Here is a 24,233-nt window from a genome sequence, read left to right as displayed (position 1 = left end):
CGTGGTCATAAGCTCGGAGCGGATGAGAAAGCGCACACCGCGCGGGGCTTCGGCGCTGAAGCCGCTCCCGCGACCCGGTACGACGTCGACAGTGAGAAAGGTGTGGCTCCAGTACGTGAACTGTTCGGCCGACATCCAGAAGTCGAGGGGCTGGCTGGGCTCATTGGCCGGAGCGATATCGAACTGGCCGAGGCGCACGTCCTGGTCAGAGGTGATGAACTCGCCGGCCATGAACAGCATCGGGGAACTACCGTCGCAGCATCCGCCAGACTGGTGGAACATGAGGGGCCCGTGCTCCTCCCACAGGCTGCGGAGCAGATCGACCGCGGCCGGGGCAAGTTGCACGCGGGGAACGGTTTCATCGGCGATCGTGACCGATGCGGTGATCGTGGGTGTCGACATTGACTGACCTCCTGCTAGACGGATGATGATAAAAGGAGCTGCCTACGACGTTACGTCGTTGGCAGCCCCCGGGCCAGATCTCCAGCGAACTCCCACCGATAGGGCTGCTCGGCGGCCCGATTGATCGGTTTAGAAGAAGCCGAGCTTATTTTCGGAGTAGGAAACCAGCAGGTTCTTGGTTTGCTGGTAGTGACCGAGCGCGAGCTTGTTGTTCTCCCGGCCGATGCCGGAGCTCTTGTAACCGCCGAATGCCGCGCCGGCCGGGTAGGCGTGATAGTTGTTCACCCAGACACGGCCGGCCTGGATGTCGCGGCCGGCCCGGTAGGCGACGTTGCCGTTGCGCGACCAGACACCGGCTCCGAGGCCATAGATGGTGTCGTTGGCGATGGAGATAGCGTCGTCATAATCCGTGAAGCTCGTCACGGCGAGTACCGGTCCGAAGATCTCCTCCTGGAACAGGCGCATCTTGTTGTGGCCCTCGAAGATGGTCGGCTGCACGTAGTAGCCGTCGGTGAGGTCACCGCCAAGATCGGCACGTTCACCGCCGAGCGCCAGTTTCGCGCCCTCCTTGGTGCCGATATCGATGTACGACAGGATCTTCTCGAGCTGGTCGTTGCTGGCCTGTGCGCCCATCTGGGTGTCCGTGTCGAGCGGGTTGCCCTGGATGATCTTTCTGGCGCGGGTGACCGCGTCCCCGAGGAAGCTGTCGTAGATCGGCTTCTGCAGCAGCGCCCGGCTGGGGGCCGTACAGACCTCGCCCTGGTTGAAGGCGAACAGCACGAAACCTTCCTGCGCCTTGTCGTAGAAAGCATCCTTCGCTTCTGCAACGTCACTGAAGAAGATGTTCGGGCTCTTACCGCCGAGCTCGACGGTCGACGGGATGATATTGGCCGAAGCGTACTGAAGAATCAGGCGGCCGGTGGTGGTTTCCCCGGTGAAGGCGATCTTGCGGATGCGGTTGCTTGAGGCGAGCGGCTTGCCGGCCTCGAGGCCGAAACCGTTGACGATGTTGACCACTCCCGGGGGGAGGATGTCGCCGATGAGCTCCATTAGCACGAGAATCGAGACCGGGGTCTGCTCTGCTGGCTTGAGGACGACCGCATTGCCGGCGGCGAGGGCGGGGGCCAGCTTCCAGACGGCCATCAAAATGGGGAAGTTCCACGGAATGATCTGGCCGACGACGCCGAGCGGCTCGTGGAACTGATACGAGACCGTGTCGCCGTCGAGCTGGGCGTGGTCGCCATCCTGGGCGCGGATCGCCGCGGCGAAGTAGCGAAAGTGGTCGGCGGCGAGGGGAATGTCGGCATTGATCGTTTCGCGAATGGCCTTGCCGTTGTCCCAGGTTTCGGCGACGGCGAGCATTTCGACATTGGCGTCGATGAGGTCGGCGATCTTGCCCAGCACCGCGGCGCGCTCGGCGGGACTGGTCTTACCCCAGGCGGGAGCGGCCTTGTGGGCGGCATCGAGCGCTAGTTCAATGTCTTCGGCGGTGCCCCGAGCGACTTCGGTGAACGCCTTGCCGGTGACCGGGGTGATGTCTTCGAAGTACTGGCCTTTGACGGGGGCGACCCACTCGCCGCCGATCCAGTTCTCGTAGCGGGACTTGAAGGTAATTTTGGAGCCGGGTGCTCCTGGGACTGAATAGACGGTCATGTCACTCCTCTTTCGACGACGGTGTCGGGCTCGCAAACCTGCGGCCTAACTCGACTCTAGGAGGGGGGACGTTGCGAAATGTTGCGACGGCCACCGATTTCGATTTCGATGCGCGCAAGATGCGCCACGACCGTTGCACGTTTGGGCGATCGGGCCGGAAGCAGCTCGAGGCAGGCCCGCCAGACTTCGGTGTCCCAGGTGGCTTCTTCGGTACGCGCGTAGGTGAGTAGCAGGTCGACCGAAGCATCCGCGAGCATTGCCTCGCGCAGTCGGCTGCTCACTTCTGAACGGATTTCGATGATCCCGGGAGCGGACGATCCTGGGAGTACAGCTCCGCGGTAGGCGCCGAGAGCCACCCGGTGAGCGCCGCGCTCCAGAAAGGCCAACACCTGTTGGGCATCGAGTTCGAGCCGTGATTCCAGCCGATACGGTCGGGAGGTGATCGTGATCGAGGGATCGAGGAGGGCGAGTACCTTGCGTACCCTCACCATTTCGGCGCGCAGCGTTTCCACCGCTGTGTCCAGATCAAAGAGGTAGCTGGCCAGACGATCGGCGGAAAGTCCTTCGCGGTGCCAGGCGAGAAGTGTGAGAATCTCGGTGTGGCGGGGCGAGACATCCACGGTGCTGCCGCCGCAGCATAACTGGCCGTGATCGGTGCCGAGCACACTCAGACCGGCCGGCGCCAGTCGCCGCACGGTCGTTGGTAGCGATGTATGCGACCGGCGGGCGCGCGGCGAAGAATTCGGCTGGCCGAGGCGCTGGATGCGCAACTCTGCCTCCATCGCGGCGACAGCAGCTTCAACCAGGGGGAGTGTTTGCGGTGCGACCGCCTGATCGCCGCCGGTGATGTCGATCACGCCGAGGATTTTGCCGGTGTCTGGATCGTGGATGGGTACGGCCGTGCAGCTCCAGGGGTGCGCGAGGGCGTTGAAGTGTTCGGCCCGCCGAATCTGAATACCGCGGTCCAGGGCCAGTGCAGTACCGGGGGCGCTGGTTCCGACCCGTTTTTCTGACCAGTCCGCCCCCTCGACGAACAGCATTTCCTCGACCTGGCGGCGCAGCGCCCGGTCGCCGTCGATCCAGAGCAACCGGCCGGATTCGTCGCCGATGGCCACGAGTAACTCAGCATCAAAGGCGTGGCGGATAAGCAGGTTCTGCACGACGGGTAATACCGTGGCGAGCGGATGCTGGTTGCGCAGGTCCCGCAGTTCGATATCGGTCAGCGCCCGCTCGGCTGCCACACTGCCGGGGTCGAGGCTGAGAGAGAGCGACCGCTGCCAGGAATCCTGCACGAGCTGGCGCACGCCGGACTGGAAGACTCGGTCTGTGACGGCGGATTCGTGGGCCCGTTCCAGGGCGAGCAGACTCGCGCGCGCCGACCCGGACGGAACCGACGAGGTACTCTTCAAGCCGTGTCCCATCAGCGTCTGCCTCCATTAGCAGTAGCGGGCGCAGCTGCCGCGGCCGCCGTTTCAGTTTCATTCTACGGGCACTGCCGCAGCGGGGTGTGCTGACCATCGAACTGCCCGAACCGTGCCGTCGCCGACGCCCGAATTGAACCGCAACGTCGCCGACGACCGGATTGAATCGCAACGTCGCCATCGCCGACGACCGGATTGAATCGCAACGTCGCCATCGCCGACGACCGGACGACCGGACGCCCGCCGAAAGATACCCACAGCCGAGCGGATTCAGGAAATTCCTGTGGATAATTCTCCGCGACCGCGAGACCGGCTCATGCTGGGCACATGACAATCAACATCGACGACGCTCCGCCCGTGAGCACTGTGGTGCAGGCCAAGGCACGGGTTTTCGACCTGATCGGCTACGCCATCCGCCGCCAGCTCTGGCTTATGGTTCTCGACGCCCACGGGCAACAGCTCCCGCTGATGATTCCCATCGACGGCATTCCGCTCCGGCCGGAACCGGGTTCGGTGCGACCGTTCGCCGTGAGAATCAATGAAATCCTGGCCAGGGACGCCCCGGGAGGCAGCCTCATAGTGACCCTGGAACGACCAGGGTCAGCGGCCCGCACCGCCCCAGACCAGGCCTGGGCAGTGGAACTGACCGAGTCCTTTGGCAAACTCATGCGCATTACCGGCCTGTTCGTCGCCCACGATGACGGCGTGGCCGTACTCACTCCCTGACGGAGGCTGCCGACACGGCAGCTGCACGGGGACGGCCTAGGCTGAGTGGATGAGTACAGTGCTGGTTCTGAACGGTCCGAACCTCGGGCGCCTGGGTAGTCGCGAGCCGGACGTTTACGGGTCGGCGAACCTGGAGGACCTGCGCGAGCTGCTCGTCGCATCCGCTCGTGACGGGGTCACGATTGACCTGCGACAGACCGACGACGAGGCTGAGCTGATCCACTGGCTCTACGAGGCTGTTGACGAGCGGATGCCGGTCATTCTGAATCCGGCAGCGTTCACGCACTACAGCTACGCGCTGAGGGATGCCGCTGCCCTCGTCACTAAGGCTGGCCTGCCGTTGATCGAGGTGCACATCTCGAACCCGCACGCTCGTGAGACGTTCCGCCACACGAGTGTGGTGAGCGCCATCGCGACCGGTGTCATTGCCGGTCTTGGCTTCGACTCCTACCGGTTGGCACTGGACTTCGTCACCGCTTCGTGACGCAGGGTCGAAACGGTGCCTTTGGCGCTTGTGGCTTCGGCACCTAGACTTCACACGGTGCCATTTGCACCCGCGCACCTTATCAATTGAACGGAACACCCCTCCCATGGCTTCTACCGCTGATATCAGAAACGGCGTCGTACTCAACATGGATGGCCAGCTCTGGGCCGTCGTCGAGTTTCAGCACGTCAAGCCGGGCAAGGGTGGCGCCTTCGTTCGTACCAAGATGAAGAACGTCGTCTCGGGTAAGACCGTTGACCGCACGTTCAACGCCGGCGCCAAGATTGAGACCGAAAACGTTGATCGTCGCGACTTTCAGTACCTTTACAACGACGGCGAGGCCTACGTCTTCATGGACGTCGCCGACTACGACCAGATCACCGTCTCCGCTGCGGTCGTGGGTGATGCGAGCAACTTCATGCTCGAAAACCAGGCCGTGACCGTGGCCCTGCACAACGGCAACCCGCTGTACGTCGAGCTGCCGGCATCCGTCACCCTGGAAATCACCTACACCGAGCCAGGCCTGCAGGGCGACCGCTCCACCGGCGGCACCAAGCCGGCCACAGTGGAGACCGGCTACCAGATTCAGGTTCCGCTGTTTCTGGAGCAGGGCACCAAGGTCAAGGTCGACACCCGCACCGGCGACTACCTCGGCCGCGTCAACGAATGAGCGCACGTACCAAGGCTCGTAAGCGCGCCATTGACATCCTGTACATCGCGGATGTGCGCCAGATCAGCATTCCGGAGTCGCTCGCGATCGAGGCTGAGCGCGCAGCCAGCGAGCCAGCCCGCCTGGTGTCCTGGCTGTATGCCCGGGAGCTCGTCGACGGGGTCGTCGACCACCGCGAAGAGATCGACGAACTGATCGAGACTTACTCGCAAGGCTGGTCGCTCGCTCGCATGCCCAACATCGACCGCGCCATATTGCGGATCGGTATCTGGGAGATCCTGTACAACGACGCAGTACCGCACGCCGTCGCCATCGATGAAGCCGTCGAAGCCGCCAAGATTTTTTCAACGGATGACTCGGCCGGTTTTGTCAACGGACTGCTCGGCAAGATCGCCCAAACCGCGCCGTCGGCCTAACGACCCGGCCGGGTTTGTCAACGGACTGCTCGGCAAGATCGCCCAGACCGCGCCGTCTGCCGAACGGCCCGACCGGCAGGCTCGGCTGTTGCCGGGCGCGCCTCGACGTCACTGAAGGACACGAATATGGATAGCGTCGGACCGAACGGCTTCCGCGACGAGCCGTTGCCGCCCAACTCATATGCGCCGCCGCTGCCGCTGCCGGGGCCGGTCGTTTCGTTTGCGACCGTACCGAAGACCAACACCCTGGCGATTGTGTCCCTCGCGTCGTCGTTCTTCGTTCTTCGTTGGTCTCGTCGGAATCATCACGGGGCACATCGCGCTGGGGCAGATTCGCGCACGCGGCGAACTCGGCCGCGGCTTTGCGCTGGCCGGTCTCATCATCGGATACGTCCACGTTGCTGTGACGGCCCTTCTGGTTGTGTTGCTGATCGTGTTCGCCTCCGCTGCCGGAGCATTCTTCGTCGCGCTGAATGCAGGCCTGACCTCCTCGACGCCGACGGAATCTACGGCACCGGTGCCGACCGGTCAGCTGGGCGCAGCCAACTTCGATGGCGGATATCTCGAATTCGGTACCGGCGCCGTCATCGTCGACGAGTACGTGGATTTGATGTGCCCGTTCTGCGCCCAGTTCGAGGAGACCAACGGAGAACTGTTGGCCGCGGGTGTGGAAAGCGGTGTCATCACCCTCCGGGTGCACTCGCTCACCTTTCTCGACCGAGTCTCTCAGGGCACGAACTACTCCAGCCGCGCATCCGCAGCGCTGACCTGCCAGGCCACCCTGAACTCCGATCAGACCCTCGACTATCTGTCAGCGTTGTTCGCCAAGCAACCACTCGAACAGACGACCGGGCTCAGTAATAGCCAACTCGTAGACCTCGCGTCCGGTGCGGTCAGCATCGCCGACTGCGTTGCAGCTGGAAAATATCAGACCTGGTCGCAGCAGAACACCGAAACAGCCGTGACCGGGCCGATCGCCGGAGCAGAGGTCGCGTCTATTCAGGGCACCCCAACCGTGCTCGTTGACGGGGCGCTGTACACCGGCAGCAACCTTGACCGAGCCGAATTTCAGGCTTTCGTTGCCGCTGCTTTTTCGTAATTCGCTTCCCCTGAAGCCGGTGGTGCGCAGACAACGGCGCCAACGGTAAGCTACTGACAATCAGACATCCTTTAATGATCCGTCCTGTGAGACGGGGAAGGAGGTCGGCATTTGGTGCACATTGTGCTCACCCAAGCTGACATCACCCGCGCGTTGACTCGAATTTCCCACGAGATCCTGGAGTCCAATCGGGGGCCGGACAACCTCGTCATTCTCGGCATCCCGACGCGGGGCGTGATCCTCGCCCGCCGCATCGCCGAGATCATCCAGCGGATCGAACCAGCGGCAACCGCCCTTCGGGTCGGATCGCTCGACGTGACGCTGTATCGTGACGATCTCGCCCACGGACGTACCCGCACGCCGTCGCGCACTGAGGTTCCTGGTCGCATCGACGATGCTACCGTCGTGCTCGTCGATGACGTGCTGTACTCGGGGCGCACCATCCGCAGCGCCCTCGACGCGCTCGGCGACCACGGTCGCCCGAACATCGTGCGCCTGGCCGTGCTCGTTGATCGCGGCCATCGTGAACTGCCGATTCGCGCCGACTTCGTCGGGCGAAACCTGCCGACGGCTGCTGACGAGCGCATCAACGTGCACCTCGAAGAGATCGACGGTGACGAATCCGTCTCGATCGATGGACGGAGTGACCGATGAGGCACCTTCTCTCCACCAAGGACGTCTCCCGCGACGAGGCCATCAACCTGCTCGACATTGCCGAAGACATGGCGGATGTCGCACAGCGCGAGGTCAAAAAGCTCCCGACCCTGCGTGGCAAGACCGTGGTGAACCTTTTTTTCGAGGACTCCACCCGCACCCGCATTTCCTTTGAGGCGGCTGCGAAGCGACTCAGCGCCGACGTGATCAACTTCAGCGCCAAGGGATCGAGCGTGTCGAAGGGTGAAAGTTTGAAAGATACCGCTCAGACCCTCGCCGCAATCGGTGCAGACGGCGTCGTCATTCGCCATCCAGCCTCAGGAGCCCCCGCCGTGCTCGCTGCGAGCGGGTGGATCGACGCCGGCATCATCAACGCCGGCGACGGCACCCACGAGCATCCCACCCAGGCCCTGCTCGACGCGTTCACCATCCGCCGTCGCATCCACGGCCAGGCCTCCCGTAGCCGGGGACTCGACGGGGTCACGGTCACCATCGTCGGCGACGTACTGCACTCCCGGGTGGCCCGCTCCAACCTCTGGCTGCTCACCACCCTCGGCGCGGAGGTCACGTTCGTCGCCCCGCCCACCCTGTTGCCGAGTAACACCGCACTGTGGCCGGCTCGCTTCAGCTTTGACCTCGATGATGCGATCGATGCCGGCCCCGACGTGGTCATGATGCTGCGCATCCAGACCGAACGGATGAACGCAGCGTTTTTTCCGAGCAGCCGCGAGTACTCCCGGGTCTGGGGACTCGACGACGCGCGATTTGGCCGACTCGGTCCGGCTAGCATTGTTATGCATCCCGGCCCGATGAATCGTGGTCTGGAGATTTCCTCGGCGGCGGCCGACTCCGCGAATTCGACCGTACTGGAACAGGTCACGAACGGTGTCTCCGTGCGGATGGCCGCGCTCTATTTGCTCTTATCCGGTGATCGGAAGGAATCGAAGAATGTCGATTGACGGATTACAGCAACACGACGTGCACGAACCCTGGCTCATTCGCGGCGCGACCTTGCCGGACGGCACGCGCACCGACATCCGTCTCGCTGCCGGGCGTATCGCCGAGCTCGGGACCGGCCTGTCCCCGAGCGGCGCGCGCGTGCTCGACGCCGACGGCCTCATCGCGCTGCCCGGCTTGGTCGACCTGCACGCCCATCTGCGCGAACCCGGCTACGAGCACAGCGAAACCGTGCTGAGCGGCAGCCGCGCCGCTGCCCGGGGTGGGTTCACGAGTGTGTTCGCCATGGCCAACACCCTGCCGGCCCAGGACACTGCCGGGGTGGTCGAGCAAGTACTCGCCCTCGGCGAGAGCGCCGGCTACGTCGACGTTCAGCCGATCGGCGCCGTCACCGTTGGCCTGGCCGGCAAACAGCTCGCCGAACTCGGAGCCATGGCATCGAGCAGGGCTCGCGTGCGGGTGTTCTCGGACGACGGATTCTGCGTCTCGGACCCGCTCCTCATGCGCCGTGCCCTCGAGTACGTCAAGGCCTTCGACGGCGTCATCGCGCAGCACTCTCAGGAACCACGCCTCACCGAAAAAGCCCAGATGAACGAGGGCGCCCTCTCCGGTGAGCTCGGTCTCATCGGCTGGCCAGCCGTCGCCGAAGAGTCGATCATCGCCCGCGATGTCCTGTTGGCCGAACACGTCGGGTCCCGCCTGCACGTCTGCCACGTCTCCACGGCCGGTTCGGTCGACGTGATCCGCTGGGCCAAGGCTCGCGGCATCAACGTGACGGCCGAGGTCACCCCGCACCACCTGCTGCTGACCGAAGACCTCGTGCGCGGCTACGATGCCCGGTTCAAGGTGAATCCGCCGCTGCGCAGCCGCGAAGACGTCGAGGCGCTGCGCGTCGGACTAGCCGACGGCACGATCGACATCGTCGCGACCGACCACGCACCGCATCCAGCCGAAAGCAAGGACTGCGAGTGGGATGCCGCCGCCAATGGCATGGTGGGGCTGGAATCGGCTCTCTCGGTCGTGCATGCCGCCGTTGTCGCCACCGGGCTGCTCGACTGGGCCGACATCGAACGCGTTCTGTCGCGCACCCCGGCCCGTATCGGTGGCCTGGCCGGTCAGGGCAACCCGATCGCGGTCGGTTCGCCGGCCGAGCTGGCGCTCTACGACCCGGCAGCGACCCGAGTTTTCGGCCGCGCCGACCTGGCTGGTACCAGCTCGAACTCGCCCTACCTGTCCATGACGCTGCCCGGCGACGTGCGAGCGACGTTCCACCGTGGCTATGCCACGATGCTCGACGGCGCGGTTCGCAGCAGCCTTGAGATAGCCGGCCACGCCCGAGGAGTAGTCACCCATGGATAGGTCCATTCCCGCCATCATCACAGGCCTTGTTCTGCTCGGCGTTCTCGTGCTCATGTGGCGCAGTTGGCGCAAGCGCAGTCGACGAGATGGCGCCCTTGCCGCCGGCTACCCGATGCCGGAGGACACCGGAGCGGCACTGGCCGGTGCCGCGACCTACTATGTGGCGACCACCCCCCGCGATGCGCCGCTCGAGCGGCTGGCTATTCGCGGGCTGGGCTTTCGGGCTCGCGCCGCTGTCACCGTGACCGAGGCCGGCGTGACGCTCGACCTCGATGGTAACCAGCCGGTGTTCATTGCTGCCAGCGCCATCGACGCGGTTGGTGCGGCCCAGGTGGCCATCGACCGGGTGGTCGAAACCGACGGTCTGGTCTGCCTGGGCTGGCGTCTCGCTCCGGGCGCCACTGCCGGGCCCGACGACCGCCGCGCCGTTGACAGCTTCTTTCGCATCATCGATCCCAATGATCGTGCTCGCCTCGTCGACTCGATCCGAACCATTGCCGCTACGGCTCATCAAGATGAAAGCGAGGCCTGACGTGCCCGACTCGACCGCTCCAAACCAGGCAGAAGCAATCCAGGCTGTACCAACGGATGCCGCACCAAGCGACGCCGTCGCATCCGCTGCCGCCGTATTGCCCGCATCGGGTAGCACTTTCTCGGCGACCGACCGGCCGGGCCCGGCCGTACTCGTTCTCGAAGACGGCCGCCGCTTCGTGGGCCGCCGCTACGGCAGCGAAGGCCAGACGCTCGGCGAAATCGTCTTCGCTACCGGCATGACCGGCTATCAGGAAACCCTGACCGACCCGTCCTACGCCGGGCAGATCGTACTCATGACTGCCCCGCACATCGGCAACACCGGAATGAACGACCAGGACATGGAGTCCAAGAAAATCTGGGTCGCCGGCTTCATCGTGCGGGAACCGGCCCGGATCGCCTCGAATCATCGTGCCACCCGCACCCTCGACGATGACCTCGAAGCCCAGGGCGTCGTCGGGATCAGCGGCATCGATACCCGTGCGATCACCCGCCACATTCGCTCGAAGGGCGCGATGAAAAGCGGCATCTTCTCGGGCGACATGTTCGGCTTGTCCGACAGTGAACAGCTCGAACGGGTGCTCTCGGGCGCGCCCATGCGCGGTCGCAATCTCTCGCTGGAGGTCTCGACGGTCGAACCCTTCTCGATTCCCGCCCAGGGCGAACGCATCGGCTCCGTCGCGGTGCTCGACCTCGGTGTGAAGACCAGCACGCTCACCTACCTCGCCGAGCGCGGGTTCGAGGTGCTCGTCTTGCCGCAGTCGGTCACCGCCGAACACGTTCTCTCGCTGAAGCCCTCTGCCCTGTTCTTCTCCAACGGACCCGGTGACCCGGCCGCCTCCGACGCCCACGTCACCCTGCTGCAGGAGGTGCTTCGCGCCGGCATTCCCTACTTCGGTATCTGCTTCGGCAACCAGCTGCTCGGCCGGGCGCTCGGTTTTCGCACCTACAAGCTGCCCTTCGGGCACCGGGGCATCAACCAGCCCGTGCTCGACAAGACCACCGGACGAGTGGAGATCACTTCGCAAAACCATGGATTCGCCGTCGACATGCCCATCGAGGGCGTCCACGACTCGCGCGCCGGGTTCGGCCGCGTGGAAGTCAGCCACTACAGCCTCAACGACCAGGTAGTCGAAGGCATCCGCTGCCTCGATATCAACGCTTTCTCGGTGCAGTACCACCCGGAGGCAGCCTCCGGCCCGCACGACGCCAACCACTTGTTCGATCGATTCAGAGACGTTGTGCTGGCTTCGCAGCGCGGCATTGCAGGAGAAACCAAATAATGCCCAAGCGCGACGATATCAACAGCGTTCTTGTCATCGGCAGCGGCCCGATCGTCATCGGCCAGGCGTGCGAGTTCGATTACTCCGGCACCCAGGCCTGCCGGGTGCTGCGCGAGGAAGGCGTTCGCGTCATCCTGGTCAACTCGAACCCGGCCACCATCATGACCGACCCCGACTTTGCCGATGCGACCTACATCGAACCCATCACGGCCGAGATTCTCGAGACGATCATCGCCAAGGAACGGCCGGATGCGATTCTGCCGACCCTGGGTGGGCAGACCGCCCTCAACGCGGCGATCCAGCTGCACGAGCGCGGAATCCTGCAGAAGTATGACGTCGAGCTGATCGGCGCGAGCTTCGACGCCATCAACAAGGGCGAAGACCGCATGATCTTCAAGCAGCTTGTTCTCGACGCGGGCGCCGGCGTGGCCCGTTCATTCATCGCCCGCACGGTCGAGGAAGCCGTCGGCTACGCCGCCGACCTCGGCTACCCGCTAGTCGTGCGTCCCTCCTTCACCATGGGCGGACTCGGCTCGGGCTTTGCCTACACCGAGGTAGAACTGCGCCGCATCGTCACCGACGGCCTGCACCACAGCCCGACGACCGAGGTGCTGCTCGAGGAGTCGATTCTCGGCTGGAAAGAGTACGAGCTCGAAATGATGCGCGACACGGCCGACAACACCGTCGTCGTCTGCTCCATCGAAAACGTCGACCCGGTCGGTGTCCACACCGGCGACTCGATCACCGTCGCCCCGGCACTCACCCTGACAGACCGTGAATTCCAGCACCTGCGCGACATCTCCATCGACATCATCCGCGCCGTCGGCGTCGACACCGGCGGCTGCAACATCCAGTTCGCGATCAACCCGGCCGACGGCCGCGTCATCGTGATCGAGATGAACCCGCGGGTCTCGCGTTCCTCTGCCCTGGCCAGCAAGGCCACCGGCTTTCCGATCGCCAAGATTGCGGCCAAGCTCGCCATCGGTTACCGTCTCGACGAAATTCCCAATGACATCACCGGTGTCACCCCGGCAAGCTTCGAGCCCACCCTCGACTACGTCGTGGTCAAGGTGCCGCGCTTCGCGTTCGAGAAGTTCCCGGCCGCCGATGCGCGCCTGACCACGACCATGAAGTCGGTCGGTGAAGCCATGGCGATCGGTCGCAGCTTCGCATCCGCTTTGCAGAAGGCGCTGCGCTCGCTCGAGAAGCGCGGCTCGAGCTTTCACTGGGGTGAGGAATCCCGCACGGTCGACGAACTGCTCATCGCCGCCGAGATTCCAACCGACGGCCGCATCGTCACCGTGCAGCAGGCCCTCCGCCGTGGCGCGACCATCGATCAGGTCTTCGCCGCCACCAAGATCGACCCGTGGTTTCTCGATCAGATCGTTCTGATCAACGAGATCGCCGACTCGGTCAAGGCCGCCGACCGGCTCGACCGCGACGTTATGATCCTCGCCAAGGACCACGGCTTCTCCGACGCCCAGATCGGCGAGTTGCGCGGTTTCGGCGAAGCGGATGTCCGCACCGTGCGCCACATTCTCGGCGTGCGTCCCGTGTTCAAGACCGTCGACACCTGCGCGGGGGAGTTTCCCGCCCTCACGCCGTACCACTACTCCAGCTACGACGACGAGACCGAGGTCGTCGCCAGCGACCGCCGCAAAGTCGTCATCCTGGGTTCCGGCCCGAACCGCATCGGGCAGGGTGTCGAATTCGACTACTCGTGCGTGCACGCCGCTTTCGCACTGTCGGAGGCCGGCTACGAGACCATCATGATCAACTGCAACCCCGAAACGGTCTCCACCGACTACGACACGAGCGACCGGCTCTACTTCGAACCGCTCACCCTTGAAGACGTGCTCGAGGTCATCTACGCCGAAAGCCAGAGCGGCGAACTCGTCGGTGTCGTCGTGCAGCTCGGCGGCCAGACCGCATTGAGTCTCGCCCGAGGCCTGGAAGCGGCCGGTATCCCCATTCTCGGCACCACCCCCGACGCGATCGACCTCGCTGAGGAACGCGGACTGTTCTCGAAGATTCTGGACGATGCCGGCCTGCTCGCCCCCCGCAACGGAACAGCGATCGACTTCGCCGGAGCCGTCGTGGTCGCCGAAGAGATCGGTTACCCGGTGCTCGTGCGCCCGAGCTACGTGCTCGGCGGCCGCGGCATGGAGATCGTCTACGATTCCCTGTCGCTCGCCGATTACTTCACCCGCATGGCCGGGCAGGGAATCATCGGCGCGGGGCATCCGCTTCTCGTCGACCGTTTTCTCGACGACGCGATCGAGATCGACGTCGACGCCATCTACGACGGTCACGAACTCTACATCGGCGGCGTCATGGAGCACATCGAAGAAGCCGGAATCCACTCCGGCGACTCGAGCTGCACCCTGCCGCCGGTCACCCTCGGGCGCGCCGAAATCGACCGGGTACGCGAAGCCACCCTCGGCATCGCCCGCGGTATCGGCGTGAAGGGCCTGCTCAACGTGCAGTTCGCGATCGGCGCCGGTGTGCTCTACGTGCTCGAGGCCAACCCGCGCGCCTCGCGCACGGTGCCGTTCGTCGCGAAAGCGCTGGGCATCACGCTCGCCAAGGCCGCCGCGCTGATCATGGTCGGCACGACCATCGCCGAGCTCAAGGCCGAGGGCAAGCTGCCGCTGATCGACGGCTCTCGCGTGTCGATCGAATCGCCGGTCGCGGTGAAGGAAGCCGTGTTGCCGTTCAACCGGTTCCGCACCCCCGAGGGCCTCGTCGTCGACTCCATCCTCGGCCCGGAGATGCGCTCCACCGGCGAGGTCATGGGCATCGACCGCGACTTTCCACGGGCCTTCGCTAAGAGCCAGCTGGCCGCCTACGGCGGAATTCCGCTGTCTGGTACCGTCTTCGTGTCGGTCTCCGACCGCGACAAGCGCGCGATCATCCTGCCCATGCTGCGGCTGCAGCAGCTCGGCTACGAGATCACCGCGACCATCGGTACCGCCGAGGTGCTGCAGCGCAACGGTATCCGTGCTCGCGTCGTGACCAAGTTCAGTGAGAAAACGGGGGAGGACGACGTCTCCATCGTCGAGCTCATTCGGCGCGAAGAGATTCAGATCGTCATCAACACCCCCGGTGGCAGCACGGCCAGGGCCGACGGCTATGAGATTCGTGCGGCCGCCGTTGCCGGCGACCTGCCGTTGTTCACCACGATTGCTGAGCTCAGCGCCGCGGTCGCCTCAGTCGACTCCATTCGCGACGGGTTCGAGGTGACCTCGCTCCAGGAATACGCCATCGCGCGAACGGCACTGTTGTGACGACGTCGCCTGAACCGGGCGTGACCGGATCGGTGCTCTCCTTCGGTGATCGTCTCGCTCGAGTGTTCGCCGAGCGCGGCCAGCTGTGCGTGGGCATCGATCCGCATGCCTGGCTGCTGAGCGACTGGAACCTACCCGACACGGCCGCCGGCGCCGAATCCTTCGGCCGCACGGTTGTCGCCGCTGCGGCCGGTCGGGTCGGCCTGGTCAAACCTCAGGTCGCTTTCTACGAACGTTTCGGTTCGGCCGGGTTCGTCGCGCTCGAGCGGGTACTGGCCGACGCGCGGCAGGCTGGTCTGCTCGTGATCGGCGACGCCAAACGCGGCGACCTCGGCACGAGCGCCCTGGCCTATGCCGAGGCCTGGTTCTCACCCGGTTCCCCGCTCGAAGTGGATGCCCTCACCCTGGCCGCGTACATGGGAGTCGGTTCGCTCGACTCGTCACTCAGTCTTGCGGCCGCACACGGCAAGGGTGTCTTCTTGCTTGCAGCGACGTCCAACCCCGAGGCCGGAAACATTCAGCGAGCAATCGTGGCCGACGGAAGGTACGCCGGTTCGAGTGTCGCTCGCGCCATTCTCGTCGATGTCGGAGAGCGCAATGCGCGTAACGGCAGGGCCAGCGAAGTGGCGGCATCCGTTCGGGCAGTGGCCGGTCTCGGGTCGATCGGCGTCGTGCTGGGAGCCACTGTCGACCTGGCCCTCTTTGGCATTGACGTGCACCAGGCGCCGACCGAATTTCGAACACCCGTGCTCGCACCGGGCTTCGGACACCAAGGTGGGAATATTATGGATCTGATCTCGATATATGGCGGATACGCCGATGGGGTTATCGTGAGTGAATCGCGCAGTGTGCTCTCGGCCGGACCCCACCGAATCGATGAAGCCATTGAGCGCCGAGTAGCCGAGGTAGGTGCCGTTCGTGGCTGAAAATCGTCCAACCCCGCCCGAAGTTGACCGGGTGGCTGCCTCGCGGGCCGCTGTTGCGGCACGCCGCGCTCGCGCCCAGGTCAAGGCGGAGGTTGCCTCTGGCGAACGGACCGCGCTCGAGGTACTCGCCACAGCGATTGCGAACCCGATCGGAACCGAAGGTCGGCTGCGAGTGACCGAGCTGCTCGTGAGTATTCCGGCCATCGGCGTGACCAAGATGCAGCGCATCATTCACCGCTTGGAGATTTCACCGTCCAAACGTCTCGGTGGGCTCGGCCGTCACCAGCGCGATCGGCTGCGCGATTTTCTCTCTGAACGACCCACCCTGCGCCATAGCTCGGTCGACTCCAAGCTCATCGTTCTTGCTGGCCCGACTGCTGTCGGCAAGGGAACTGTTGCCGGGTACATTCGCGAGAACTACCCGCACGTGTTGCTCTCCGTTTCAGCGACGACCCGAGCGCCGCGTCCGGGAGAGGTCGAGGGAGTGAGCTATTTCTTTGTCTCTGACGACGAGTTCGATAAAATGATCGAATCCGGCGAATTGCTGGAGTGGGCCACAGTGCACAACGCTTACCGCTACGGCACCCCTCGCGGACCGGTCGACGACGCCATCGCTGCAGGCAACAGCGTGCTTCTCGAAATCGATCTGCAGGGCGCCCGCGCCGTTCGGCGTGCCATGCCGGAGGCCCGCCTCGTGTTCCTACTGCCACCGAGCTGGGAGGAACTGGTGCGCCGCTTGATCGGTCGCGGCACCGAAGACGCGGCAGAACAGGCCCGCCGTCTGGAGACCGCAAAGCTGGAATTAGCGGCCCAGGGCGAGTTCGATTATCGCGTGATCAACCATGATGTCGGCGACGCCGCTCGTGAGGTCGTAGACTTGATGGAGATCCGCGCTGCATCCAGCATGCCGTAGCGCCCGCTTCTTATGAATTCTTGCGAGTCCTCGGACGCGCTTGCCCCTCGTATGTTCTCGTTCAACAACAGATTCGCACAGGCCACGGCCGTGCTCTATTAGGAGTGTGACACCAATGGCGAACAAGCCCACTGGCATCATTGACCCGCCCATCGACGACCTGCTGTCCAAGGTTGATTCGAAGTATGCCCTCGTGATTTTTGCGTCCAAGCGTGCGCGCCAGATCAACGACTACTACGCCGACCTCCACGAAGGCAGCCTGTTCGACAATGTCGGACCGCTCGTCGACTCAACCGTCGAGGACAAGCCGCTGTCGGTTGCACTGCGCGAGATCAACGACGACAAGCTCGTTTCCCGCCCGATCGTCGAGGCCTAGAACACCACCCACTAAGCGCGCAGGATGAAGACACCTCGCACGATCGTCGTCGGCATCACCGGCGGCATCGCAGCGTACAAGGCAGTCAACATCGTGCGCGCTTTCGTGTTGAACGGCGACTCGGTGCACGTCGTCGCCACCACCGCTGCCCTGCGCTTCGTTGGCAAGCCGACCCTTGAAGCGATCTCGCGTAACCCGGTGTACACAGACCTCTATGAGGGCGTTGCGGAGGTGCGCCACGTAGCCATCGGGCAGAGCGCGGACCTCATCGTCGTGGCCCCGGCTACGGCTAACAGCATTGCCAAACTCGCCGTTGGCCTCGCCGACGATCTGCTCGGCAACACGATTCTGGCCAGCACCGCGCCGCTCGTGATCGCCCCGGCCATGCACACCGAGATGTGGAACAACGCGGCCACGGTCGCCAATGTCGCCACACTGAGGTCGCGCGGCGTCACCATCGTCGGCCCCGGCGTCGGCCGCCTCACCGGAACCGACACCGGCGCTGGGCGCATGGAGGAACCCGAGACCATCGTGGCGATGGCTTTGGCCGTGCTCGACCGCTTGCAGCCCGGTGGTGAGTCCGCGGCATCCGCTGTGCACGATCTGACCGGTCGCCGGGTGCTGATCAGCGCCGGCGGCACCAGGGAACCTCTCGATCCGGTGCGGTTCCTCGGCAATCGGTCGAGTGGAAAGCAAGGCGTCGCACTCGCTCAGGCTGCGCTGGCCCGGGGAGCTCAGGTCACCCTGGTCGCCGCCAACCTCGAGGTGCCGGTTCCCACCAGCGTCACCACCGTCAGGGTCACCAGCGCCCTGGAGATGCACGAGGCTATGACGCTCGCCGCCGAATCAGCCGAGGTCATCATCATGGCCGCCGCGGTGGCCGACTATCGGCCCAAGACCGTGCAGGTCGGTAAAATCAAGAAGGAAGACGTGGGGGATACCCTCACCCTGGAACTTGTCAAAAATCCCGACATCCTGGCCAGCCTGTCTGCTGCGCGCCGGCGGGGCCAGCTGATCATCGGCTTCGCCGCCGAGACGGAAACGGATGCCGATCGGCTGCTCACCCTCGGTCGCGCCAAAATCTCCCGCAAGGGTTGTGACTACCTGGTCGTGAACAGGGTGGGCCCGAGCGTCGGTTTCGGCACGGAACGTAACACCGTGACGGTGCTCGATCGCGACGGAGTTATAGTGAATGAGGCCTCCGGCAGCAAAGTGTCGGTGGCCAATTGCATACTTGACCTGATCGGCTAGCGTCCGCTGCGACAGGCGACAACTCCTACGTTTTCATTCAAAACTACGTTTTTCAGTAAACAGAGACGGGCCAGATGAGCGATCTTCGCCTCTTCACCTCGGAATCAGTGACCGAGGGTCACCCCGACAAGATCTGCGACCAGATCTCCGACAGTATCCTCGATGCCCTGCTCACCGATGATCCGCACAGCCGGGTGGCGGTTGAGACCCTGGTCACGACGGGGCTCGTGCATGTGGCGGGCGAGGTCTCTACCGAGGCGTATGTCGAGATTCCCTCGATCGTACGCAAGTGCATCACAGACATCGGCTATGACTCTTCCGACGTCTGGTTCGACGGCCGCTCCTGCGGTGTTGAAATCTCTATCGGCGGCCAGTCGCCCGACATCGCCCAGGGCGTCGACAACGCCTTCGAAACGCGCGAGCAGTCCAGCCTCGACGACTTCGACCGCCAGGGCGCCGGCGACCAGGGCATCATGTTCGGCTACGCCACCCGCGAAACCCCCGAACTCATGCCGATCCCCATCTGGATCGCCCACCGCCTGGCCGAACGCCTCGCCTTCGTGCGCAAGAGCGGCGAACTCGATTACCTGCGCCCCGACGGCAAGACCCAGGTCACCATCGGCTATGACGGAATCGTTCCGCGCACCGTCGAGACCGTCGTGGTGTCAACCCAGCACGCGCCCTCGGTTTCCACCGAGCAGTTGCGCCTCGAGGTGGAAGAGCTCGTGATTCGTCCGGTGCTCGACCTGATCGATCTCGATTCTTCTGCGCTCACAACCCTGATCAACCCGACGGGGCGCTTTGAAATCGGTGGCCCGCAGGGCGATGCCGGCCTCACCGGTCGCAAGATCATCATCGACACCTACGGCGGATCGAGCCGTCACGGCGGCGGTGCGTTCAGCGGCAAGGACCCGTCCAAGGTCGACCGGTCTGCCGCCTATGCCATGCGCTGGGTTGCGAAGAATGCCGTGGCTGCCGGCCTGGCTGAGCGCCTCGAGGTGCAGGTTGCCTATGCGATCGGAAAGGCGTCCCCGGTTGGCCTGTACGTGGAAACTTTCGGCACCGGTGTGCTGCCCGACAAGGAGATCACCGCGGCCATTCGCGCCGTGTTCGACCTGCGACCGGCAGCCATCATCCACTCGCTCGACCTGTTGCGTCCCATCTACGCGCAGACGGCCACTTATGGCCACTTCGGCCGGGAGCTTCCCGACTTCACCTGGGAGCGTCTCGACAAGGTCGACGACCTGATCCGCGCCGCCGGCCTCTGAAGTCGGCGCAGTCATGACGCACTCCGGCCTCGTCGCACGGGTGCTGATCGAGTCCCCCCTGCCGCAACTGGACCACCTGTTCGACTACGGCGTCCCCACCGAACTGGTCGGTCAGGTTGCGGCGGGAATGCGCGTCAAGGTGCCCTTTCGCTCCGGCGGCCGTGTCGTCGACGCGTATGTGATCGAGGTGCTGGATCCGCGATCCGCTCGGCCCCGGTCCGACTCGGAAACGGATGTCGCCTTCCGCGGCGCCCTGAGTCCGATCGACTCGGTCGTGTCCCCGGCCGTTGTGCTCACGCCCGAGGTGTGGAAACTGGCGCGCCGGCTGGCGGATCGGGCTGCCGGGAACGCGAGTGACATCATCCGACTTGCGGTGCCGCCGCGGCAGGTGCGCGTTGAAAAGGCCTGGTTGGCTGCGCAGGCCGTTCCTGCTGTTTTGAGCACGGGTACGGAGCCGGCTGATCCTGCTCCGTCACCCGTATCGGTCGGTCTGGCCGCTCCCGCCTTCGTCGGCTACCCGACCGGACGGCTCGACAGTGTGATCATGGAGCACCACCGCGTCGCCGTCGCCGCTATCCCCGAACTCACGCAGCTGGTCGACGGCAGCACGATCGGCCGTTGGGCCCAAACCCTGGCCGAACTCGCCGTCGCCACCGTCAGCGCAGGTCAGAGCGCCATTCTCTGCGTGCCCGACTTTCGTGATCAGGACCAGGTACAGGCCGCCCTGGCCCAGCTCGCCCCGACGCTGCAGCTTTGCCGGGTCGATGCCCGTCAGCCGAACCCCGACCGGTACCGCGCCTTTCTGGCCTGCCTCGAGCCCGCGCCGCGCATCATCCTCGGCAACCGCTCGGCCGTCTACGCCCCCGCGCACGACCTCGGCCTCATCGCCGTCTGGGACGACGGCGACCCGCTCTACTCCGAACCGCTCAGCCCCTACGTCAATACCCGCGACGCGGCCCTGGTGCGCCAGCAGGACAGTGACTGCGCCCTCGTGCTGCTCGGCCACTCGCGCAGCGTCGAATCCCAGCGCCTGGTCGAGCTGGGGTACCTGACCGAAGTGAATCCGGCCGCCGACCGACACCCGCGCATCATCCCCACTGATTTTCAATCCGAACCCGACCAGCAGGCGCGCGCGGCCCGCATCCCGTCGGCCGCGTGGCAGGCCGCCCGGGAGGCGCTCGCGCTCGGGCCGGTATTGGTGCAGGTCGCGAGCCCGGGGTATGCCCCGATGCTCGCCTGTCAAAGCTGCAAGAAAGCCGCCCGGTGCACCCACTGCCAGGGTCCGCTCGGGCTGAAGTCAGCCTCGGCCGTGCCGTCTTGTCGATGGTGCGGCGCCCTCGCCGCCGGTTGGACCTGCGCACACTGCGAAGGCACCAGACTGCGCGTCGTGACGCTCGGCACCGGGCGCACTGCCGAAGAACTCGGCCGTGCCTTTCCCGGCGCGCGCGTCATCGTCGCCGACGGAGAACACACGATTCAGACCCTCGGCGCCCAGCCCGCTCTCGTGATCGCCACCCGGGGCGCCGAACCGGTGCCGACCGGCGGTTACCGGGCCATCCTCATCCTCGACGGCGAGCGGATGCTTGCCCGCGAATCGCTGCGCGTCGCTGAGGACTGCCTGCGCTGGTGGGCCAACGCGGCCGCTCTTGCCGCACCCGGCGCTCCCGTGTTGCTCGCCGGGGTCGGGGGCGCCCTCGCCCGGGCGCTCAATTCCTGGCGGCCAGACAGCTTCGCGGCGAGCGAGCTCGCCGACCGTCGCCAGCTGCGGTTTCCGCCGGCCGTGCGCGTGGCTTCGGTCACCGGCACCGCTGCAGACGTCGACGCTGCCCTCGCCGATCTCGGTGCGGTGGCAGGCCTTGACATACTGGGCCCGGTCGACACCGACGCCCCCCTGGTGCGGGCGGTCGTGCGGTTCGGTTACGCCCGCGGCGATGAAGTGGCCCACGCGCTCAAGGCGGCGGTCGTGCGAAACGCCGCCAAACGCCGCAAGTCGAAGTCGGGTTCGTTCCAACCGCCACCTACACTTAAAGTTCGATTCGACGACCCGGAGCTGCTCTAAATGAAACTCGTCTTTGCCGGCACGCCCGAGGTCGCGCTGCCCAGCCTCACGGCCCTGGCCAGCTCCGATAACGAGATTGTCTCCGTGATCACTCGAGCGGATGCTCCGCTCGGCCGCAAGCGCACCCTCACTCCGTCGCCGGTCGCGCAGGCCGCGGTGGCCTATGGCTACCCGGTACTGAAAACCAACCGACTCGACGCTGAGGCCACCGAGACTATCCGTGCCCGGCAACCTGACCTCGGTGTCATCGTCGCCTACGGCGGCATCGTGCGCGAGCCTCTGCTCTCCGTTCCCCGCCTCGGTTGGATCAACCTGCACTTCTCCCTCCTGCCACGGTGGCGGGGGGCCTCCCCGGTGCAGCGCGCCGTCATTGCCGGTGATGAACTCACCGGCGCCGCAGTGTTCCAGCTGGTACCCGAACTCGACGCCGGTGCCGTTTTCGGAAGTTTTTCCCAGCCTCTCGGCGCACATTCCACATCAGGAATACTTCTCGATGAGCTCAGTCACAGCGGCGCCGCTCTGCTCCTGCGGGTCGTCTCCGAGCTCGCCGCCGGCACCGCCCTGGCCGTGGCGCAGACCGGCGAGGCGACCCTCGCGCCCAAACTGGTCCGGGACGATGCGCGGATCGTGTTCAGCCGACCGGCGGCATCCGTTTACAACCATATTCGCGGAGTGACCCCGGAGCCGGGTGCGTTCACGACCGTGAACGGCGCCGAATTGAAACTTCTCGAGGTCGCTCCGAGCGTCGACCAACCCAACCTGCCTGCCGGAACTATTGTGCAGCGCGAAAAGATAGTGCTGGTAGGCACGCAGACCGAACCCCTGGTTCTGCTGCGCGTGCAACCGGCCGGAAAGACAGCGATGACAGCGAACGACTGGTGGCGCGGAGTGGCAGCAGAATCGGTGACGGCGTCATGAGTGACGACCGCTCAGGTTCGGACCGCGGAGGCTCGGACCGTCCACGCTCGCCCCGCGCAGGCTCGGACCGTGCTCACTCGGACCGTGCGGCCGAGTCGGCACCGTCGGGTAATGCCCGGTCTCGCCCGGCCCCGGCCGACTTTGTGCAGCCGGCCCGACGCATCGCCTATGAGGTGATTGCGGCGGTGCGCGAATCCGACGCGTACGCGAACCTGCTGCTGCCGACCCGCATTCAACGTGCAGCCCTGAATACGGCGGATGCCGCCCTCGCGACCGAGCTCACCTACGGCACCCTGCGCATGCAGGGGTTCTATGACCGTGTGATCGCCCTCGCCGCCAACAGACCGGTCAGCGCCATCGATCCGGCTATTCTCGATGTGCTCCGCCTTGGCGCCCATCAGCTGCTGGCCACCCGCATCGCGACCCACGCCGCGGTCAACGAATCCGTCTCGCTCGCCAAGCAGGTCGGTTCACGCTCCGCGACCGGTTTCACCAACGGCGTGCTGCGCACCATCTCCCGATCGAGCGCCGAGGAATGGCGTGACCGGGTGCTCCAAGGTGCGGTCAACGTCGATGACCGGCTCGCCGCCGAATATTCGCATCCCGCCTGGATCGTGCGGGCCTTTCGGCAGGCACTGCGTGCGGAAGGTCACGAAGACGAGTTGGCCGATCTGCTCGCAGCTGACAACATGGCCGCGAAGGTCAATATGGTCGCGTTGCCCGGCCTCGCCACCGACGAAGACCGCGAACGGCTGGGCCTCGCCGATGAATTCTCACCGGTGGGTTTTGTGTTGGACTCCGGAGACCCCTACCACCTCGTGACGGCGACGGCGGGTCGCATTCGGGTGCAGGATGAGGGATCGCAGATCGCCGCTCTGGCACTCAGTCGGGCCCGGCCGATCGTTGCGGGGGAGCGGTGGCTCGACCTCTGCGCCGGCCCCGGTGGCAAGGCCGCCCTGCTCGCTTCCGAGGCACGCGCCGGGGGAGCCGAACTTGTGGCCAACGAGCTCGTTCCCGCCCGGGCGACCCTCGTGCGCACCGCCCTCGAGGCTCTCCCCGAGCCAGTTGCGGTGTGGGAAATCGACGGCACGACCATCGGCCGAACGCACCCGGAAACCTTCGACCGTATTTTGCTCGACGCCCCCTGCACCGGCCTCGGCGCTCTTCGGCGCCGACCCGAGGCTCGTTGGCGCAAACAGCCCAAGGACGTCGCCGACCTCGCTGGTCTGCAGTTTGGACTCATCGAGGCGGCCTTGCTCGCGCTCAAGCCCGGCGGCATCCTCGCCTATGTCACCTGCTCACCGCACACCGCCGAGACGCGGGCGATTGTCGCCCTCGCCGTGCGCGCTGCCGGCGGAACCGTGACGGTGCTCGACACTGCGGCCGTCGTGCAGTCATTCAGCGCGGCGAACCTTGACCTGCCTGCCGACACCGGGAGCGTTCAGCTCTGGCCGCACCGCCACGGTACCGACGCCATGTTCATCACCCTGCTGCAGCGCTCCAACGAGTAGGCGCACCGCCGCCCAGACCAGCGGATGCGCGCTCCCGAAACGGGTGCGCGTTACGCCCGTTACCGTAGC

At 65.2% G+C, this 24,233-nt stretch carries 21 protein-coding genes and 1 pseudogene; 19 read left to right on the top strand and 3 right to left on the bottom strand.

Annotated elements, in window-relative coordinates:
• Window positions 1-6: 6 nt before the first annotated feature.
• The 3 genes and pseudogenes from CXY74_RS12985 to CXY74_RS12975 form a co-directional block, all read right to left on the bottom strand.
• Window positions 7-402: pseudogene (locus tag CXY74_RS12985) on the bottom strand (DUF779 domain-containing protein); the annotation flags it as partial.
• Between the two features lie 129 nt (window positions 403-531).
• On the bottom strand, window positions 532-2,055 hold the full coding sequence (locus tag CXY74_RS12980; protein ID WP_104200798.1) for an aldehyde dehydrogenase family protein: 1,524 nt from the start codon (window positions 2,053-2,055) through the stop codon (window positions 532-534).
• A 56-nt stretch (window positions 2,056-2,111) separates the two neighbouring features.
• Window positions 2,112-3,464, bottom strand: coding sequence for a GAF domain-containing protein (locus CXY74_RS12975; protein WP_233193380.1), 1,353 nt, complete (start codon window positions 3,462-3,464; stop codon window positions 2,112-2,114).
• 339 nt (window positions 3,465-3,803) lie between these two features.
• Here CXY74_RS12975 and CXY74_RS12970 point away from each other — a divergent pair, with 339 nt between their 5' ends.
• From CXY74_RS12970 to CXY74_RS12880, 19 genes are all read left to right on the top strand, one after another.
• Window positions 3,804-4,202, top strand: coding sequence for a hypothetical protein (locus tag CXY74_RS12970; protein ID WP_104200796.1), 399 nt, complete (start codon window positions 3,804-3,806; stop codon window positions 4,200-4,202).
• 49 nt (window positions 4,203-4,251) lie between these two features.
• A complete protein-coding gene (locus CXY74_RS12965) occupies window positions 4,252-4,686 on the top strand; it encodes a type II 3-dehydroquinate dehydratase (protein ID WP_104200795.1) in 435 nt (144 codons plus the stop codon).
• Window positions 4,687-4,792: 106 nt separating this feature from the next.
• A complete protein-coding gene (efp, locus tag CXY74_RS12960; RefSeq protein ID WP_104200794.1) occupies window positions 4,793-5,356 on the top strand; it encodes an elongation factor P in 564 nt (187 codons plus the stop codon).
• Entirely contained in the window at window positions 5,353-5,772 is a 420-nt protein-coding gene (nusB, locus tag CXY74_RS12955) for a transcription antitermination factor NusB (protein ID WP_104197938.1), read from the top strand. The genes efp and nusB overlap by 4 nt, the downstream gene beginning before the upstream one ends.
• Before the next feature lie 253 nt (window positions 5,773-6,025).
• Complete coding sequence (locus CXY74_RS12950; protein ID WP_158252367.1) at window positions 6,026-6,871, top strand: thioredoxin domain-containing protein; 846 nt, start codon at window positions 6,026-6,028, stop codon at window positions 6,869-6,871.
• Between the two features lie 111 nt (window positions 6,872-6,982).
• Window positions 6,983-7,525, top strand: a complete 543-nt coding sequence (gene pyrR, locus CXY74_RS12945) for a bifunctional pyr operon transcriptional regulator/uracil phosphoribosyltransferase PyrR (protein WP_104200792.1) — start codon at window positions 6,983-6,985, stop codon at window positions 7,523-7,525.
• Window positions 7,522-8,484, top strand: a complete 963-nt coding sequence (locus CXY74_RS12940; RefSeq protein ID WP_104200791.1) for an aspartate carbamoyltransferase catalytic subunit — start codon at window positions 7,522-7,524, stop codon at window positions 8,482-8,484. Before pyrR ends, CXY74_RS12940 begins: the two co-directional genes overlap by 4 nt.
• Window positions 8,474-9,841, top strand: a complete 1,368-nt coding sequence (locus tag CXY74_RS12935) for a dihydroorotase (protein ID WP_199183226.1) — start codon at window positions 8,474-8,476, stop codon at window positions 9,839-9,841. The genes CXY74_RS12940 and CXY74_RS12935 overlap by 11 nt, the downstream gene beginning before the upstream one ends.
• Complete coding sequence (locus tag CXY74_RS12930; protein ID WP_104200790.1) at window positions 9,834-10,373, top strand: hypothetical protein; 540 nt, start codon at window positions 9,834-9,836, stop codon at window positions 10,371-10,373. The genes CXY74_RS12935 and CXY74_RS12930 overlap by 8 nt, the downstream gene beginning before the upstream one ends.
• 97 nt (window positions 10,374-10,470) lie before the next feature.
• Entirely contained in the window at window positions 10,471-11,655 is a 1,185-nt protein-coding gene (gene carA, locus CXY74_RS12925) for a glutamine-hydrolyzing carbamoyl-phosphate synthase small subunit (protein WP_233193389.1), read from the top strand.
• A complete protein-coding gene (gene carB, locus CXY74_RS12920) occupies window positions 11,655-14,942 on the top strand; it encodes a carbamoyl-phosphate synthase large subunit (protein ID WP_104200788.1) in 3,288 nt (1,095 codons plus the stop codon). Before carA ends, carB begins: the two co-directional genes overlap by 1 nt.
• Window positions 14,939-15,868 carry an orotidine-5'-phosphate decarboxylase gene (gene pyrF / locus CXY74_RS12915; protein ID WP_255409537.1) on the top strand — a complete coding sequence of 310 codons (930 nt, stop codon included), beginning with the start codon at window positions 14,939-14,941 and terminating at the stop codon, window positions 15,866-15,868. The genes carB and pyrF overlap by 4 nt, the downstream gene beginning before the upstream one ends.
• Window positions 15,861-16,781, top strand: coding sequence for a guanylate kinase (gmk, locus tag CXY74_RS12910; protein WP_104200842.1), 921 nt, complete (start codon window positions 15,861-15,863; stop codon window positions 16,779-16,781). The genes pyrF and gmk overlap by 8 nt, the downstream gene beginning before the upstream one ends.
• A gap of 115 nt (window positions 16,782-16,896) precedes the next feature.
• Entirely contained in the window at window positions 16,897-17,157 is a 261-nt protein-coding gene (gene rpoZ, locus CXY74_RS12905; protein WP_092107764.1) for a DNA-directed RNA polymerase subunit omega, read from the top strand.
• Window positions 17,158-17,181: 24 nt separating this feature from the next.
• A complete protein-coding gene (gene coaBC / locus CXY74_RS12900; protein ID WP_104200787.1) occupies window positions 17,182-18,408 on the top strand; it encodes a bifunctional phosphopantothenoylcysteine decarboxylase/phosphopantothenate--cysteine ligase CoaBC in 1,227 nt (408 codons plus the stop codon).
• A 74-nt stretch (window positions 18,409-18,482) separates the two neighbouring features.
• Window positions 18,483-19,676, top strand: a complete 1,194-nt coding sequence (gene metK / locus CXY74_RS12895; RefSeq protein WP_104200786.1) for a methionine adenosyltransferase — start codon at window positions 18,483-18,485, stop codon at window positions 19,674-19,676.
• A 13-nt stretch (window positions 19,677-19,689) separates the two neighbouring features.
• Window positions 19,690-21,735, top strand: a complete 2,046-nt coding sequence (locus CXY74_RS12890) for a hypothetical protein (protein WP_104200785.1) — start codon at window positions 19,690-19,692, stop codon at window positions 21,733-21,735.
• On the top strand, window positions 21,736-22,653 hold the full coding sequence (fmt, locus tag CXY74_RS12885; RefSeq protein WP_104200784.1) for a methionyl-tRNA formyltransferase: 918 nt from the start codon (window positions 21,736-21,738) through the stop codon (window positions 22,651-22,653).
• Window positions 22,650-24,164 (top strand): RsmB/NOP family class I SAM-dependent RNA methyltransferase, encoded by a 1,515-nt coding sequence (locus CXY74_RS12880; RefSeq protein ID WP_104200783.1) that lies wholly within the window; start codon window positions 22,650-22,652, stop codon window positions 24,162-24,164. The genes fmt and CXY74_RS12880 overlap by 4 nt, the downstream gene beginning before the upstream one ends.
• Window positions 24,165-24,233: the final 69 nt, after the last annotated feature.

Origin of the sequence: Cryobacterium sp. Y29 (genome assembly GCF_002929825.1) — a bacterium.
In the GTDB taxonomy this organism is placed as follows: Bacteria; Actinomycetota; Actinomycetes; order Actinomycetales; family Microbacteriaceae; genus Cryobacterium.
The sequence above is the reverse complement of the archived record's forward strand: the minus strand, read 5'-3'. Positions and strand labels throughout refer to the sequence as shown.

Bases quoted from the DNA above. Each gene is read 5' to 3' on its own strand.
- fmt (WP_104200784.1), top strand. From the start codon at position 21,736: ATGAAACTCGTCTTTGCCGGCACGCCCGAGGTCGCGCTGCCCAGCCTC.
- coaBC (WP_104200787.1), top strand. From the start codon at position 17,182: ATGAAGACACCTCGCACGATCGTCGTCGGCATCACCGGCGGCATCGCA.
- CXY74_RS12880 (WP_104200783.1), top strand. From the start codon at position 22,650: ATGAGTGACGACCGCTCAGGTTCGGACCGCGGAGGCTCGGACCGTCCA.
- rpoZ (WP_092107764.1), top strand. From the start codon at position 16,897: ATGGCGAACAAGCCCACTGGCATCATTGACCCGCCCATCGACGACCTG.
- CXY74_RS12980 (WP_104200798.1), bottom strand. From the start codon at position 2,055: ATGACCGTCTATTCAGTCCCAGGAGCACCCGGCTCCAAAATTACCTTC.
- CXY74_RS12970 (WP_104200796.1), top strand. From the start codon at position 3,804: ATGACAATCAACATCGACGACGCTCCGCCCGTGAGCACTGTGGTGCAG.
- CXY74_RS12935 (WP_199183226.1), top strand. From the start codon at position 8,474: ATGTCGATTGACGGATTACAGCAACACGACGTGCACGAACCCTGGCTC.
- CXY74_RS12930 (WP_104200790.1), top strand. From the start codon at position 9,834: ATGGATAGGTCCATTCCCGCCATCATCACAGGCCTTGTTCTGCTCGGC.
- carB (WP_104200788.1), top strand. From the start codon at position 11,655: ATGCCCAAGCGCGACGATATCAACAGCGTTCTTGTCATCGGCAGCGGC.
- nusB (WP_104197938.1), top strand. From the start codon at position 5,353: ATGAGCGCACGTACCAAGGCTCGTAAGCGCGCCATTGACATCCTGTAC.
- CXY74_RS12940 (WP_104200791.1), top strand. From the start codon at position 7,522: ATGAGGCACCTTCTCTCCACCAAGGACGTCTCCCGCGACGAGGCCATC.
- CXY74_RS12965 (WP_104200795.1), top strand. From the start codon at position 4,252: ATGAGTACAGTGCTGGTTCTGAACGGTCCGAACCTCGGGCGCCTGGGT.
- CXY74_RS12890 (WP_104200785.1), top strand. From the start codon at position 19,690: ATGACGCACTCCGGCCTCGTCGCACGGGTGCTGATCGAGTCCCCCCTG.
- metK (WP_104200786.1), top strand. From the start codon at position 18,483: ATGAGCGATCTTCGCCTCTTCACCTCGGAATCAGTGACCGAGGGTCAC.
- efp (WP_104200794.1), top strand. From the start codon at position 4,793: ATGGCTTCTACCGCTGATATCAGAAACGGCGTCGTACTCAACATGGAT.